Annotated in this window: 14 protein-coding genes and 1 tRNA gene; 11 read left to right on the top strand and 4 right to left on the bottom strand. The window is 45.9% G+C overall.

Translation table 11 applies throughout. The features are described from left to right. Positions 1 to 9 precede the first annotated feature (9 nt). Both HMPREF3168_RS08405 and HMPREF3168_RS10375 read left to right on the top strand, forming a co-directional pair. The gene (locus tag HMPREF3168_RS08405; RefSeq protein WP_070489594.1) at positions 10 to 411 is read left to right on the top strand and encodes a hypothetical protein; all 402 of its coding nucleotides are present in this window, start codon (positions 10 to 12) and stop codon (positions 409 to 411) included. 72 nt (positions 412 to 483) lie between these two features. Then, positions 484 to 630, top strand: a complete 147-nt coding sequence (locus tag HMPREF3168_RS10375) for a hypothetical protein (protein WP_155114311.1) — start codon at positions 484 to 486, stop codon at positions 628 to 630. A gap of 44 nt (positions 631 to 674) precedes the next feature. Here the strand turns inward: HMPREF3168_RS10375 and HMPREF3168_RS08400 are convergent, their stop codons facing one another. Both HMPREF3168_RS08400 and HMPREF3168_RS08395 read right to left on the bottom strand, forming a co-directional pair. Further along, positions 675 to 1,580, bottom strand: a complete 906-nt coding sequence (locus HMPREF3168_RS08400; RefSeq protein WP_070489592.1) for a LysR family transcriptional regulator — start codon at positions 1,578 to 1,580, stop codon at positions 675 to 677. 18 nt (positions 1,581 to 1,598) lie between these two features. Continuing rightward, positions 1,599 to 2,504, bottom strand: coding sequence for a LysR family transcriptional regulator (locus HMPREF3168_RS08395; RefSeq protein WP_070489589.1), 906 nt, complete (start codon positions 2,502 to 2,504; stop codon positions 1,599 to 1,601). Positions 2,505 to 3,071: 567 nt separating this feature from the next. On the opposite strand from HMPREF3168_RS08395, the gene HMPREF3168_RS08390 reads away from it, so the two are divergent. The 3 genes from HMPREF3168_RS08390 to HMPREF3168_RS10950 all read left to right on the top strand — a co-directional run bounded on the left by HMPREF3168_RS08390 (position 3,072) and on the right by HMPREF3168_RS10950 (position 6,103). Next, positions 3,072 to 4,298 carry an argininosuccinate synthase gene (locus tag HMPREF3168_RS08390; RefSeq protein ID WP_003611079.1) on the top strand — a complete coding sequence of 409 codons (1,227 nt, stop codon included), beginning with the start codon at positions 3,072 to 3,074 and terminating at the stop codon, positions 4,296 to 4,298. Positions 4,299 to 4,333: 35 nt separating this feature from the next. Continuing rightward, on the top strand, positions 4,334 to 5,716 hold the full coding sequence (gene argH / locus HMPREF3168_RS08385) for an argininosuccinate lyase (protein ID WP_070489587.1): 1,383 nt from the start codon (positions 4,334 to 4,336) through the stop codon (positions 5,714 to 5,716). A gap of 252 nt (positions 5,717 to 5,968) precedes the next feature. Beyond that, on the top strand, positions 5,969 to 6,103 hold the full coding sequence (locus tag HMPREF3168_RS10950; protein WP_256388599.1) for a hypothetical protein: 135 nt from the start codon (positions 5,969 to 5,971) through the stop codon (positions 6,101 to 6,103). 407 nt (positions 6,104 to 6,510) lie between these two features. Here the strand turns inward: HMPREF3168_RS10950 and HMPREF3168_RS08380 are convergent, their stop codons facing one another. Together HMPREF3168_RS08380 and HMPREF3168_RS08375 are read right to left on the bottom strand one after the other, a co-directional pair. Further along, complete coding sequence (locus HMPREF3168_RS08380; protein WP_070489585.1) at positions 6,511 to 6,735, bottom strand: helix-turn-helix domain-containing protein; 225 nt, start codon at positions 6,733 to 6,735, stop codon at positions 6,511 to 6,513. A 135-nt stretch (positions 6,736 to 6,870) separates the two neighbouring features. Next, positions 6,871 to 6,959 (bottom strand) — tRNA-Ser (locus tag HMPREF3168_RS08375). A 230-nt stretch (positions 6,960 to 7,189) separates the two neighbouring features. Here HMPREF3168_RS08375 and HMPREF3168_RS08370 point away from each other — a divergent pair. The 6 genes from HMPREF3168_RS08370 to HMPREF3168_RS08345 all read left to right on the top strand — a co-directional run bounded on the left by HMPREF3168_RS08370 (position 7,190) and on the right by HMPREF3168_RS08345 (position 14,204). Continuing rightward, positions 7,190 to 8,116, top strand: a complete 927-nt coding sequence (locus HMPREF3168_RS08370; protein WP_070489583.1) for an FAD-dependent oxidoreductase — start codon at positions 7,190 to 7,192, stop codon at positions 8,114 to 8,116. Positions 8,117 to 8,127: 11 nt separating this feature from the next. Then, entirely contained in the window at positions 8,128 to 8,997 is an 870-nt protein-coding gene (locus HMPREF3168_RS08365; protein ID WP_070489581.1) for an FAD-binding protein, read from the top strand. 185 nt (positions 8,998 to 9,182) lie between these two features. Continuing rightward, complete coding sequence (locus tag HMPREF3168_RS08360) at positions 9,183 to 9,791, top strand: GTP pyrophosphokinase (protein ID WP_035185421.1); 609 nt, start codon at positions 9,183 to 9,185, stop codon at positions 9,789 to 9,791. Positions 9,792 to 9,793: 2 nt separating this feature from the next. Next, the gene (locus tag HMPREF3168_RS08355) at positions 9,794 to 10,462 is read left to right on the top strand and encodes a response regulator transcription factor (protein ID WP_035162662.1); all 669 of its coding nucleotides are present in this window, start codon (positions 9,794 to 9,796) and stop codon (positions 10,460 to 10,462) included. Positions 10,463 to 10,464: 2 nt separating this feature from the next. Beyond that, positions 10,465 to 11,724, top strand: a complete 1,260-nt coding sequence (locus tag HMPREF3168_RS08350; protein ID WP_070489579.1) for a sensor histidine kinase — start codon at positions 10,465 to 10,467, stop codon at positions 11,722 to 11,724. Between the two features lie 47 nt (positions 11,725 to 11,771). Next, entirely contained in the window at positions 11,772 to 14,204 is a 2,433-nt protein-coding gene (locus tag HMPREF3168_RS08345) for a CRISPR-associated helicase/endonuclease Cas3 (RefSeq protein ID WP_035185418.1), read from the top strand. Positions 14,205 to 14,297 lie beyond the last annotated feature (93 nt).

Raw genomic sequence — 14,297 nt, 5'->3', positions numbered from 1 at the left:
AAGAATAAAATGACCGACACGCAAAGCATGATTGCCGTTCAAGAAAAAGACAATACCGTTTCCAGCCTGGTTTTGGACCATGACGGGGACTTGGAAATCGCCGGCCGGATTCTGGAGGAAAACTACCAGGATTATGAGCAAGTCCTGGCCCTGGTCAATTTAGGTGACTTAAAGAGGCTGGGGAAGACGGCGGAAGAAAGTCGGGCCTACTACCGGGACGAGCATGAAGACCAATTGGTCTTGGAAAATTACGCGGACACGGAAGTTTTTGACCGGGCTACTGAAGAGCAGGGGGACTACCTGGCCTGCTGCTTTTTGTACTGCAAGTATGAAGGTGACTTCCAGTGGCTGGTCAGAGATTTTTCCACAGGCGACAAGCGCTTTAAGCCGCTGAAGGAAGCTCTGGCTTAAGAAAAGAGGGACGGCAATGACGGATTTGGCCCAGCTGACCTGATCTTTTCGAAAAAAGTGCCTGCCGGCAGCTTGGCAGCGAAAGGCTTAACCAAGGCGGCCTGGGTGAAATTGACCGGGGTCAGCCTGGGCAGGCTGGACAAGTGGCTGGGCTCAGAAAGCAGCGGCGACTGGCTGGCCTGGGACCTGGCCTTGACCGCCAAGGAAAATTTGAAATAGCATGCAAAAAGGCTAGAAGCAGTAAGTGCTTCTAGCCTTTTAATTTAAGCCAGTTCATGCATGGCTGGCAATTTGCCCTCTTCCAGCCAGTCATAAAAGTCCTGGCTGGCGGTAGACATGGTCCGCTCGGGGATGGCTGTGCCATAGCTGACCTCGTTTTTTCCGGACAGGGGAACGACTGTCAAGTCCTTCAGCTGGTCAGGCAAGAGGAAGTTGGGCAGGATGCCGATGCCCAGGCCCGCCTTGATGCTGAGCATGGCAGCGTTGATGGAGTTGGCCGAAGTTACCTTGAGGTGGGGTAGTTTCTGCCAGAGGATCTTTTGCAAAGAGTACTGGCCAGGGGTGCAGATATTGTCACTTAAGAAGATAACTCTTTGCTTGTGCAGGTCGCTGTGCTTGACCGATCCGCGGATGGCAAAATCATAGTCCTGATGGAAAACGGCACAGTACTTGCCTGTTAAAAGCGGCTTGAATTTGACATTGGCACTCGGACTCAAGGAGTCTTGGCTTAAGAAGACGATATCCAGGGCGCCTTCGTTTAAGAGGCCAACCAGGTCCCGGTTGTTATGGCTTTCGATGTAAAATTGGACCTTGGGATTTTCCGCTTGGTAGGCCTTGATGCTTTTAGACAAGGCAAAGATCTCGTAAGGGGAATTGCTGATGCCGATGGTGATCTTGTCTCTGGCCTGCTCGTTTAGGGCTTCCAGCTGCCTTAAAGTGTCCACGTAATTGTGGTGGACAGGGCGGATGTCTTCATAAAAGGCCTTGCCAACTGGGGTTAAGGAGACCTTCTTCCTGGTCCGGTAGAAAAGGTCGGCCCCGATATAGCGCTCCATCGAGGAAATGGTCTGGGAGACCGCCGACTGGGAGACCCCCATATTCATGGCTGTCCCGGAGAAGCTCAGGGTTTCAGCTAGGTTAATAAAAATTGCCAAGTGTTCTGTGTTCATTCTTTGCTCTCCAGCACCTTATTTTGTGATCGGGTGGGTGGCCGGCAGCCCCCGCTCTTTGACCCAGGCGATAAAGTCGGCGGCCGGTGACTTCCGGTCCTTCAAGGTGACGATGCCGATTTCATCAGTAACTTCCTTTTCCAAAGGGAAAAGCTCCAGCTGGTCATCGCTGGGGTCAACGACAAAGTCAGCACAGATGCCGATGCCCAGGCCGGCGGAAATCATCTGGGTGTAGTCGGCCATGTTGTTAGCTACGGCATAGTCCAGGCTGGCCAGGTCCCGGCTTAAGGCATTCTGCAGGGAGTTCTGCTTGGGCAGGCACCAGCTGTTGTCCAGGAAGATCAAGCGCTCCTTAGACAAATCCTTCATGGTAACGGGCGAATTGCCCATGTAGCAGTAGTTCTTGCTGCAGACGGCATAAAAGCGTCCTTCCAGCAGCTTGTCGTAAGTTAGGGTGATGCCGGAGTCGATTGATTCTGGTCCGGTCAAGATCACGTCGCAAAAGCCCTGCTTTAAGCGGGCAACCATGGTCCGGTGGTCGTAATTTTCCAAGAAGATCTTGACTTCCGGTCTGACCTTCCGGTATTCATGGATCAACTGGTTGATGGCGTAGCGGTCATAACCGGACCCGGAGAAGCCGATGGTCAAGAGAGTATTAACTGACTGGGCCACTTCCCGGGCATGGGTGACGGCCTTGTTGAACTGGGTGATGACCGGCTGCATCCCCTGGTAAAAGAGCTGGCCGGCCGGGGTCAAATTGACTTCTTTGCGGCTGCGGTAGAAGAGCTTGGTATTTAAGTAGCGCTCTAATGAAGAAATTGACTGGGAAACAGCCGACTGGGTAATATTCATGTTTTGAGCAGTCCGCGAGAAGTTCAGGCTTTCTGCCAAATCAAGGAAAATTTTGATTTTATCGGTATTCATGGATAGTATTAGTCTTTCTGATTAATTTTGCTTGTTCTCGTTATGAGGAAAGAATACCCCATTATTTAGTCCAAGTCAAAGAACTGGTTTAAAAAATTGATCAAAAAAGTAAAAAATGTAATCAATTTTGGATAAAGGCGATCAGGGTGGGCTTTGCCGTGAAAATGGCAAGCACTTTATGTAGATTTTCGCAGAAAAATTCAAAAAAGTTTGTAAAGGGGGCTTGCATAAAATGAGAGACCTGTTAGAATTAAGTCCAACAAGTTAAACGAAGGAAGTAGTACCCGCTCCCCTGACTCTTCAAGCGAGTTTCGTAGTTGAGAGGAAACAGAGCCAGCGCGGGGAACGCAGCCGGGAAAATGACCGAGAAGCGGCCATCGTTTGATTCGCGTTAAGAATCAAGAGGGTCCAGCCGGATATGGCTGGGAATTAAAGGTGGTACCGCGAGCAAGTCGTCCTTTTGCAATTAGCAAAGGGGCGGCTTTTTTGATAGAAAAGGTGATAAAAATGAGGCGGACTAGCGGAGCAGATTAAAGGTAAGTTAGAATTTTACAGGAGAGAATGTTAATGAACATCGACAAGAGTAAGATCAAGAAAATCGTATTGGCATACAGCGGCGGCCTGGACACTTCCGTGATTATTCCCTGGTTGAAGGAAAACTACAACAACCCGGAAATCATCGCGGTCTCAGCCAATGTCGGCCAGGGGGATGAACTGGAAGGCCTGGAGGAAAAGGCCAAGAACTCCGGGGCGGCCAAGCTGGTCGTAGCCAACTTGGAAGAAGAGTATGTCAACGATTACCTGCTGCCATGTCTGAAGGCTGATGCCAAGTACGAAGGCTACCTGCTGGGGACGGCCAACGCCCGTCCTTTGATCGCCAAGGCTCTGGCGGAAGTAGCTATTAAGGAAGGGGCTGACGCGATTGCCCACGGGGCAACCGGTAAAGGCAACGACCAAGTACGTTTTGAATTAGGGATCAAGCACTTTGCCCCGGACATGCCGATCATTGCTCCTTGGCGGGAATGGGACCTGGTTTCCAGAGAAGATGAAATCGACTATGCCGCCGCTCATAATGTTCCTTTGCGGATCAGCAAGGAGACCAACTACTCTAAAGATAAAAACCTCTGGCACTTAAGCCATGAAGGGCTGGATTTGGAAGACCCGAGTCTTGAGCCAACTTATGAAAAGCCGGGCTTTTTGGAAATGGGCGTGTCACCGCTTGATGCCCCGGACAAGCCAACTTACCTGCAGCTGGACTTTGAAAAGGGCGTGCCAGTTGCCTTAAACGGGCAGGAAATGCCTTTAATGGAAATGTTGGAGAAGCTGAACAAGGTCGGCGGGGAAAATGGGATTGGCCTTTTGGACTTGGTCGAAAACCGTTTGGTCGGGATGAAGTCAAGAGGTGTTTATGAAACTCCAGGCGGCAGCATTCTCTACTTTGCCCACGAATACCTGGAAACCATCACCCTGGACAAGCAGGTTCAGCACAAGAAGTCTGAACTGGCCATTACTTACGGGGAACTGGTTTACGACGGGCAATGGTTTACCCCATTAAGAGAAGCACTGGCTGCTTTTGTCGACAAGACCCAGGAATGCGTGACCGGGACGGTCAAATTGAAGCTCTACAAGGGCAACATCATCAAGGCCGGGGTGACTTCGCCAAACAGCCTTTACTCAACTGAACTGGCAACTTTTGACGAATCAGACTACGACCAGGCGGAAGCCGCTGGCTTTATCAACCTCTTCGGGCTGCCGATCCAGGTGCAAGCCAAGCTGGACGCCAAGAAGAAGTAAGACGGGACAAGTTTTTTAGATTAGGTGATTGTGATATGAAAAAAATGTGGGCCGGCAGAACTTCCGGTAAGACTGACCAGATCGCGGACGACTTCAACTCATCCATCCGTTTTGACCAAAGAATGTATCCAGAAGACATAGCCGGCTCCATTGCCCATGCCAAGATGCTGGCCAAGCAGGGGATTATTCCTGAAGAAGCAAGTGCGAAAATCATTGCCGGCTTGGAGGGCATCTTGGCTGACTTAAATAGTGGCAAGCTGGAAATCGATCCGGCCGCTGAAGACATTCATATGTTCATTGAAGAGACCCTGACTGACCGGATCGGCCAGGACGGGAAGATGCTGCACACGGCCCGGTCAAGAAACGACCAGGTGGCCCTGGATATCCGCTTGTACATGCGGGAAGAAAACGGGCATATCAAGCAGCTTTTAAAAGATTTGGTGGCAGCTCTTTGCGACCAGGCAGAAAAGTACAAGGCCAGCCTCATGCCGGGTTATACCCACCTGCAGCGGGCCCAGCCGGTCACTTTTGGCCACCAGCTGATGGCTTATGCTTACATGTTCATGCGGGATCTGGAACGTCTCGGGCAGATGGAAGAGCGGATGAACTATTCGCCAATCGGCAGCTGCGCCCTGGCCGGGACGACTTACCCGATCGACCGGGTCTATGAAGCGGAACTTTTGGGCTTTAAGGCTCCGGTAGCCAACAGTTTAGACGGGGTTAGCGACCGGGACCATGTGGTGGAAGATTTAAGTGATTTGGCGCTGGTGATGATGCACCTCTCCCGCTTAAGCGAAGAGCTGATCTTGTGGTCATCTTGGGAATTTCACTTTGTCCGCCTGGCGGATGCTTATACGACTGGGTCATCCATCATGCCGCAGAAGAAAAATCCCGACATGGCTGAACTGGCCCGGGGGAAGACCGGCCGGGTCTACGGGGACTTGATGGCGATTTTGACGACTTTGAAGGGACTGCCTCTGGCCTACAATAAGGATATGCAGGAAGACAAGGAAGCCTTGTTTGACGCCATCGACAATGTTGAGCTGTGCCTGGAGACTTTTATCCCGATGATCAAAACACTGGAGGCTAATGAGAAGGCCATGCACCAGGCGGCGCAGAAGGGCTTTATTAACGCGACGGACTTGGCGGACTATTTGACTAAGAAGGGGATGCCATTTAGAGATGCCTACCATATTTCCGGGCAATTGGTGGCCTTGTGCATCGACCAGGACATGGTTTTAGAAGACTTGCCGCTTGAAACTTACAAGGGCTACAGCGACTTGTTTGAGGAAGACTTGTACCAGGCAATTGACCTGCATAACTGCCTGGCCAAGCGGACTTCTTTGGGAGGACCGACGCCGGAGTCAGTCCAAAAGCAGGTTGATGAGGTCAGAGGAAAGCTGGCGGAAGAAAATTAGGATTAATCGCTGTTAAGCCAGGGCAAATTTGTCCTGGCTTTTTTGCACCTTTTGACGGAATTCCTTCATGCAGGCTTTTACCATTTGGAAGGGCGTCAGCGAATACAGAAAGCAGATCGCGGAAGAAGAAAATTAGAACAGACGCAAAAGGCGGACCAGGCTGCAAGACTTGATCCGCTTTTTAGGTAGAGGAAGAGGGCGGAGAGATGGTATAACTTGGAGGAAGAAAGCGTATTATTAGGAGGCAATGGAATGGGCGAATCTAAAGAAGACAAAAGGATGAGGGCAAAGTGGGAAAGTTTAAGCGGCGCAGAAAAATCAGAGTTTAAAAAGAACTATGCTATGAGGCGGGGGATTACGATAGATTTTATCCGCCGTTGGGCTTAGAACGAAGGAGATTTGGACAATTTGGAATATCACATTGCGGAACGTAGAAAAAGTTTAGGGAGTTTTGAGGAGTAGAAGGGAATTTCTAGTCGGGGGGCGACGGGCAGCCTCTTTAAGTTAGCTAGAGGAATGTGGTGGTGTTATGGTGAAAGAATGGTGGCACAAGTGGGGATGCTCTGTGATTATAGGAGTTATCCTGTCGGGATTGCTTATATGGTTTATATGGCGCTACATTGACGTGATCATGTTTATTGTGATTTGCGGTATTATCTCCCTATTTTGACTGGCTTTTAAGGTGATTGACAAGATACTTAAATAATGGTTTGACACAGAATTTTGAGGAGTTAAAAAAGCCGCTTAGAGATCTTCTAAGTGGCTTTTTGCATGGAAAACTAGATGAGAAATGGTTACTTTGAATTATCCTCGTCAAGTTCAATCAGATCATCAAGACCTTGGCCTGGCGTCTTACCCAGGGCCTGTGCAACCGCGGTAATGACTTTGACGGTTTGCCCGGATAATGGCTTAGTTTCTTTAACGGCGTTGGCTAAGGTCGTATTAGCAATCCCAGTTTGTTTAGCTACTTGGTGGCGAGTGACACCGTTTTGATCAAGATATTCTTGTAACGCGTTCATTTGATTTAGATGTCCTTTCCATTTATTTTCTATAGATGTAGATAATTTTTGGGACAAGGATAGAAAAAAACCAGTAGTTAAAACTACTGGCTACTTTGAAATACTTCCTATAGGGATGCCATTTTGACTATAATAAGGAGAGTACAGGATTTGAACCTGCGCACCAATTCAACATTGGTTCGGCGGATTTCGAGTCCGCTGCATTACCGCTCTGCCAACTCTCCATTAACAATAATAGTATACCTTAATTTTTGTTTCTTGCAAATTATTTTTTAAGATGGTGAAACCGCTTTTTTAAATGTTATAATTAATAGGTAATGCTCGTTAAAGAGTTTAATGTAATATCTCTTTAGCAAATAGTTGATATTGGGGACTAATAATGACATTTCAACTGCTTTGAGGAGCTATCTGTATTTTGTAAGTATATTCTTGAAGTAAAGCAAGAGGCATAATAATGTACAAAAAAGGCGATTATGAAGTCGAAGCAGAAGGACATCATTCTACGGTTAAGTTACGCGTTTCTTTTGATGAAGAAAAACTGACTAAAATTGAAGTTCTTGAAGAAAATGAAACACAGGCTTTTGTAGACGATTTAAAAGACAGATTTATCCCAGAAGTTGTCGCTAATCAGTCTTTAAACTTAGATGCGATTAGTGGTGCAACAAAGTTGACTAAAGCAGTGACCAGTAGTGTAGAAGAAGCAATTACTGAAGCTGGCGGGGACCCTAAAACATTTACTGAAGCAGCACATGTTACTGAAACCAAGCTTCCAGATGCTGATGTTACAGCTGACGTTGTAGTTATCGGCAGTGGTGCATCAGGCTTTATGTCAGCTATCACCGCTGCCAAGGCGGGCAGTAAGGTGGTTGTTTTGGAAAAAGCTGGTAATTTAGCAGCGGTTAACGGAGTAAAAGTTTCAGGCCCATTTGCCGTTAATACTCCAGTCTTGCGTGAACGTGGGACTACTTTGACGGTTAATGAAGTTTCCCAACATGTGATGAATTACACTCACTGGGAACCGAATTCTGCTTTGATTAGGAACTACCTTGAGCATTCGAGTGAAGCGGTTGAAAACTTATTGGAGATCGGTTACCAATTTAAGGAAGCAAACTTCCGTTTTAAAACTCCTTTCGTCGATGAAAAGGGCGGCTTCCATTTGATTTTAACCGATGTTGATAAGCGCGTCCGTCTTTGGACTGAAGCTTACGAAAAATATGGTGTTGATGCGTTCTTTAATACGGCAGCCAAAGAAGTTCTGAAGGAAAACGGTAAAATTGCAGGCGTTGCTGGTCAGCGGAAGGATGGTTCGAAAGTTACCGTTCATGCCAAGAGCGTTATCATCGCCAGTGGTGGATATCTTGGCAACAAGGAAAGTATCTAGGCACAACACACGTGAACGTTGCTGCTCGCGGCAAGAGTCTCTGCACCGGTGACGGGTTGGCTATCGCGCAAAAGGCAGGTACAATTCTTGACAAGACCTTTGGCTATTGTGGCTGTGAGTATGGTGGAACCAACCCCAAGGCCAGTCGCCCAGCAACCCAAGATAAATATGACCAGAACCCAGCATTCAAGTTTGGCATTTACGGTAATCTGTTAGTTGACAACCAAGGAAAGCGCTTCATGAATGAAGGCTTGCTATGTGATTATCCAATGTCATATGGTGAAGAGCCGACCTTGCGCCACTCACCATATTACGCCATTGTTGACCAGGAATATGTTGACAAAATGCGGGATGAAGGCCTGTATGAGTACTTAACCAAGCGTGGAGCTAACCATGACAACTGGTTTATCGGCTCCTACTACAAGCAAAGAGGTGCCTTGAAGAGCTTAGATAGTGATCTTGAAGAAGGAATTCATGAAGGTTGGATTGTAAAGGCTGACACTTTGGAAGAACTTGCTAAAAAGACTGGATTCGATTATTTAACAGGTACAGTAGCGTCTTATAACAGTTATTGTGAAAAAGGAGAAGATGAGCAATTTGGTGCCAATCCATGGTACTTAAGCTCGGTCAAGCAAGGGCCGTTTTATGCCATTGAATGTGAGGTAAGTGCTTGGTCAACTTTTGGTGGAGTAAAAACTGATGACGAGTGTCGTGCTTTAGCTGAAGATGACCAGGTTATTCCGGGCATGTATGTAGTTGGCACTGACAACGGCTCAATGATGTACTCACCATATTATGACATCCCAGGCTTCTGTTATGGTTCATGTATCGGTAGTGGGGTTATTGCCGGACATGGAGCAAGTGCTTACGCGAAAGCCTAAAAACGTGATAAGTGCTCGTGTTGAAGTCAATCCACAAAAATAAAAATTAGCCGCTAAGGCAGACAACATGGTCCCAATACTGAATTTGGGCCATGTTTTTTATCCATAAGTTTCAGTTAAAGCACAAGCAAATTTCAAGGATCTTTGGTAGAGTAGAGGTAATAGAGAAGGAGTGAGGAACAAGCGTGAGCATTTACGGTAAGTACGCCGATTATCTTCCACAGATCCTGGATTCTGTTTTCCAGCAAATCCAAGGCATCGGTCAGGAGTATAGTGCAAAACACGGGCAAAAGCTATACGAGTACCTGAAAGGTCGCGTCAAAGGCGAAGAAAGCATGACGCAAAAGTGCGAAAGAAAAGGTTTACCGCTGACGCCAGAGTCTGCATTGATCGAAAATCGAGATGCGATCGGCCTCAGAATCGTCTGCAACTTTATTGACGATATCTACACTTGCATTGACTTGTTGAAGAAGCAGGACAACTTCAAGATAATTAATGAAAAAGACTACATTACCGATGCCAAGCCAAACGGCTACCGGTCATACCACTTGATCATAGAAGTAGTCACTCCCTTTGAAGACGTCCATGGCAACAAGCCTGGCACCTACTACGTTGAAATCCAGCTGCGGACAATTGCCATGGAGACTTGGGCCAGTCTTGAACACGAAATGAAGTACAAGCATGACATCAAGAATCCTGAACGTATCAGCAAGGAACTCAAGCGGGTTGCTGACGAACTGGCATCTTGCGATGTAAGCATGCAAACAATCCGCCAACTGATCAAGGAAGGGTAACTATGAAAATTCTTTTAGCTGAAGACGAAGCACAATTGAACAGAGTTTTGACGGTTGCCATGCAAAAAAGCGGCTATGATGTCGACTCAGTTTTTAACGGACAAGAAGCCGTCGATGCTGTCAAAAAGCATCCCTACGACGTCATTATCATGGACATCATGATGCCCGTCAAAAATGGCCTGGACGCGGTCAAGGAAATCCGCGCTACTGGCGACAAAACCTACATTATGATGTTGACGGCCAAGTCTGAAATCGACGACAGGGTAACGGGCCTGGATGTCGGTGCTGACGACTACCTGACTAAGCCGTTCTCCTTAAAGGAACTGCTGGCCCGCCTGCGGTCAAAAGAGCGCCGAAGCGAGGATTACAACAGCACTCAAGAACTGAACTACGACAACCTCAAGCTGGACCTCAACTCCCAAGAGCTGTCCAGCAACAACTCTATCAGTCTGTCCAAGCAGGAAACCGGCTTGATGCGCTACTTCTTGCTCAATCCTGGCAAGGCCATCAGCACGGAAGAACTATTCAACCATGTTTGGAAGAATGAAGATGAAAGCGAAGACGTGGTTTGGGTATACATCTCCTTCCTTCGGTCCAAGCTGGCCTCAATCGGTGCAAATGTCCAGATTTCCGGCGAGAAGGGCGGCGAGTTCTGCCTTGAGAGGGCCTGATCATGATTAAAAAAATCAGGCGGCGCTTTATCTGGCTGGCGACGCTATCGCTTTTTTTGGTCATGTTTTTCTCTTTCTCCAGCTTGATTGGCATCAGCCTCTTTGAATCCAACCATGAAGCTGACCAAGTCCTATCCATTATTGTTAAAAATAACGGCCGACTGGACGAGGTTCAAGCCAAAAAGCGGCTAGGCGATCAGTACAATAAGGAAGGGATCTTCAAGTACCGCTACTTCACGGCCAACATCAATACGAAAAAACAGACTTTGACCGTAATTGACGCGGACCACATCATCGGCTATTCAATCAACTCGGTTTCCAGCCGGAAAAAGCAGATCTCCATGCGCCTGTCAGCTGGCCAGTTGAAGGGGACGATCCACTCTAATGGAGTCCGCTTCCGCTACTTGGCAAAAAAGATTTCCGCCAACAAGTACTATATATGCTTTATTGACTTGAGTCCTTTGATGCAGTCAGCGCTTTTGTTGGTGAGATATGCCTTGATTTTCACTTTCGGCGGGATTTTGGTTTTTGTCATCATTATGGCCCTGCTTGCTGACAAGGCAATCCAGCCGATCAAGGATGCCTACGACAAACAGCGGCGTTTTATCACCAATGCCGGTCACGAGCTGAAGACCCCTCTGGCCGTAATCAGCGCTAACGCTGAAATGGAAGAGCTGCTGGGTAATGATGATGAATGGAATGAAAGCACCAAAGAGCAGGTGGTGCGGATGACCGGTTTGATCAACCAGCTGATCACTTTGACTAGGATGAGTGAACCGGAAGAACTGGTCTTGTCAAAGGTCAATTTCTCAGAAATTACCAAGGAATCAGCAGATTCATTTAAATCGGTTCTGGCTAAGGATAATAAAAAGTATGCGGTCAGCATCGATCCGGATCTCTACATCAACGCCGAACAGCACAGCCTGCTGGAACTGGCCAACATCTTGATCGACAACGCCCAGAAGTATTGTGATCCCGAAGGCGAAGTCATGGTTGTCCTGGCCAAGAGCCGGCTTAATCAGAACGCGGTTTTGACGGTCACCAATTCATATAAGAATGGGGCTGGGATCGATACCAACCGCTTCTTTGAACGTTTTTACCGGGAAGACGAATCCCACCATTATGATCAGAAGCAAAAGAATGGTTTTGGGATCGGCTTGTCTATGGCCCAGGATCTGGTCGCTGCTTTTGGCGGCAAAATCAATGCTAGCTGGTCGGATGGCGTGATGAACTTTACGGTAACTTTCAAGCGGGTCCACTAAAAGCACTCCCTCGCGGGGTGCTTTTTTGCTAAAAAAGGAGAAATAATATGACTTATATTGCTCACACAAAAGAAAATTCAGAGGAGATCCAGACCTTAAGGGATCATCTTTGGAATAGCAAGATGTATGCTGAAAAATATGGTGATATTTTAGGAATACCACATGTAACAGGCGTAGCTGCCTTAGTACATGATTTGGGTAAATATCGGCAAGAATTCCAAAAGTATATTAGGCATTCTGAAAAAGCCAAGAAAGGCAGTGTTGATCACTCTAGTTTTGGCGCAGTTTTCCTCAAAGAGAAAGTTAAAGAATTATCGCAACAGCCGGAAGAATTTTCGGCAGATAGCCTTTTTGCTGAAATCATTTCTAATGCGGTTTTCTCTCACCATAATAGTTTAGGATTGAAAGACTATCTAAACGCCCGCTTAAAAAGTCCCTATTACGAAAGGGTTGAAAAGTTTGATATTGATCCCGAGAAAAAAATAGAACTGAAGCAAGCTGAAAGTCTTTTTTATCAAGAAACGATGGCAGAAAACGACTTTAATATCTATTTAAAGACGGCGATGCGAGAGTTTAGCCAACTTTTTAAGGAGTTGCTAAAGGATCAAGATGGCTTACTTGACAATCTTTACTATGTGGGCCAGTTTATCTACTCTTGTTTGTTAGATGCTGACCGGACAGACACATCTCTGTTTTCATTTGGTAAGAGTGCAACTGAATACCAGTATGATGAAATCTTTGAGCAGTACTATGGCAAGTTGCTAAACAGTATAAGCAAATTTGACCAGAGCACGAAAATCAATCAAGCTCGTTCCGAAATGTCGGATGAATGTGATGCTTTTGCAGACCAAGCAGATGGTATTTACCGCTTGTCTATTCCGACAGGTGGTGGGAAGACATTGGCAAGTTTGCGTTATGGATTGAAGCATGCGATCAAGACTAAAAAGAAGCATATTATCTATGTGCTTCCATATATCACGATTATTGAGCAAAATGCAGAAGTGATTCGGAATATGCTCAATGATAATTCTAAAAATACTACTAATATACTAGAATTTCATTCAAACGTTTCAAATGATCTGACAGAAGATGATACTGAGGTTGAAAAGACAGTCAGACTTGCTGAGGATAACTGGGACAGTCCAATTGTAATTACCACGACGGTTCAGTTCTTAAATTGCATTTATGCCAAGAGTACGGTTAATCGCAGGCGCTTTCATAACTTGTGTGACTCAGTAATTATTTTCGATGAAGTGCAAAAACTACCGTTAAAGACTATATCAATGTTTAACAAGCTTCTTAACTTTTTGAGCAATATTGGAAAATGCAATATTGTGCTATGTACGGCAACACAACCGGCCTTTAATAATTTATCATCAGGAACCTCATTAAAGTTGGCTGGTAAGCCTGAAATGATTTCTAATTTGTCAAGTAGAATTCAGCAGTTCAAACGGGTGAAAATCATTGATCGCACTAAAAAGGATGGAGCAGACCATCAGCTAACAGTAACTGAAGCAGCAGAAATGATTTTAGAAGCTGCCAGAGCACAAGGATCTGTCCTTGCCATTTTCAACACAATTTCAGCGACAGAAAGAGTGTTTAATGAGGTCAAAAAAGGTGCTCAAGACTACGTTTACATTCTCACAACAAGAATGTGCCCAGAACACCGTAAAAAGGCAATTGAAGAAATAAAGGAACTGCTGGCGGAAGGAAAAAATGTGATTTGCATTTCAACCGCACTTATTGAAGCTGGGGTAGATATTAGTTTCTCCTGCGTCTTCAGATCGCTGTGTGGTTTGGATTCAATTGTCCAGTCAGCCGGAAGGTGCAATAGGAATGCTGAAAAGAAATATGGAACAGTAAACCTAATTTTAATGGATCAAACTGCAGAGAAATTAAACAGCTTGCAGGAAATAAAGAACGGCAAAGAAATCGTCCAAGGAATGCTGGATGGAAAGTACAAGGCAGATTCTTTCTTAGAAGATGAGACAATCAACTACTACTTCCAAGTTTTATATAGGGATGCTGACAAGGAATACTTGGTAAGTGATCATGGTTATCAAGTATATTTGGCAGATTGCATCGATGGCAGTAAATTGATGCAAAAATATGTTAACGAATATCATAGTGGTCCTAAAACTATTGAAGGGTCTGCTAGTGAGACGATAGCACGGAATTTTGAAGTGATCGATGAAGACATGGTGTCTTTGATTGCCCCATATGGTTTAGGCAAAGAAATTATTACGAAGTTGAATTCACGAGAAGGAAGCAGACAACTTAAAGAACTCTTGAAAGTGTCTCAACCATATTTGGTAGGTGTTTATCGGACAAAGCTTAAAGAATTAATTGACAAAGGAGCTGTAATTTCTCTAGGAGACGAATATCAGAAAAATGAGATATTTGCTATTAGAGATGACCACTACGATGATGGGATTGGATTAGTTGAAAATCCTACTAACAATAACTTCGTTAGTTTTTAAAATGTGGTGTTAGGAAGAGAAAAATGATAGTCTCCTTCGCAATTATAAAAAGCGCTTTCTTGAATTTCGCCAATTGCAAGAATAAATTGAACA

Source organism: Lactobacillus sp. HMSC08B12 (genome assembly GCF_001808415.1).
In the GTDB taxonomy this organism is placed as follows: domain Bacteria; phylum Bacillota; class Bacilli; order Lactobacillales; family Lactobacillaceae; genus Lactobacillus; species Lactobacillus delbrueckii.
Note: the sequence above shows the minus strand (reverse complement) of the source record. Positions and strands in the feature narration are given on the sequence as shown.

Excerpts from the sequence above, each read along its gene's own strand:
- HMPREF3168_RS08405 (WP_070489594.1), top strand. The coding sequence starts at position 10 with ATGACCGACACGCAAAGCATGATTGCCGTTCAAGAAAAAGACAATACC.
- HMPREF3168_RS08400 (WP_070489592.1), bottom strand. The coding sequence starts at position 1,580 with ATGAACACAGAACACTTGGCAATTTTTATTAACCTAGCTGAAACCCTG.
- HMPREF3168_RS08395 (WP_070489589.1), bottom strand. The coding sequence starts at position 2,504 with ATGAATACCGATAAAATCAAAATTTTCCTTGATTTGGCAGAAAGCCTG.
- HMPREF3168_RS08390 (WP_003611079.1), top strand. The coding sequence starts at position 3,072 with ATGAACATCGACAAGAGTAAGATCAAGAAAATCGTATTGGCATACAGC.
- argH (WP_070489587.1), top strand. The coding sequence starts at position 4,334 with ATGAAAAAAATGTGGGCCGGCAGAACTTCCGGTAAGACTGACCAGATC.
- HMPREF3168_RS10950 (WP_256388599.1), top strand. The coding sequence starts at position 5,969 with ATGGGCGAATCTAAAGAAGACAAAAGGATGAGGGCAAAGTGGGAAAGT.
- HMPREF3168_RS08380 (WP_070489585.1), bottom strand. The coding sequence starts at position 6,735 with ATGAACGCGTTACAAGAATATCTTGATCAAAACGGTGTCACTCGCCAC.
- HMPREF3168_RS08370 (WP_070489583.1), top strand. The coding sequence starts at position 7,190 with ATGTACAAAAAAGGCGATTATGAAGTCGAAGCAGAAGGACATCATTCT.
- HMPREF3168_RS08355 (WP_035162662.1), top strand. The coding sequence starts at position 9,794 with ATGAAAATTCTTTTAGCTGAAGACGAAGCACAATTGAACAGAGTTTTG.
- HMPREF3168_RS08350 (WP_070489579.1), top strand. The coding sequence starts at position 10,465 with ATGATTAAAAAAATCAGGCGGCGCTTTATCTGGCTGGCGACGCTATCG.
- HMPREF3168_RS08345 (WP_035185418.1), top strand. The coding sequence starts at position 11,772 with ATGACTTATATTGCTCACACAAAAGAAAATTCAGAGGAGATCCAGACC.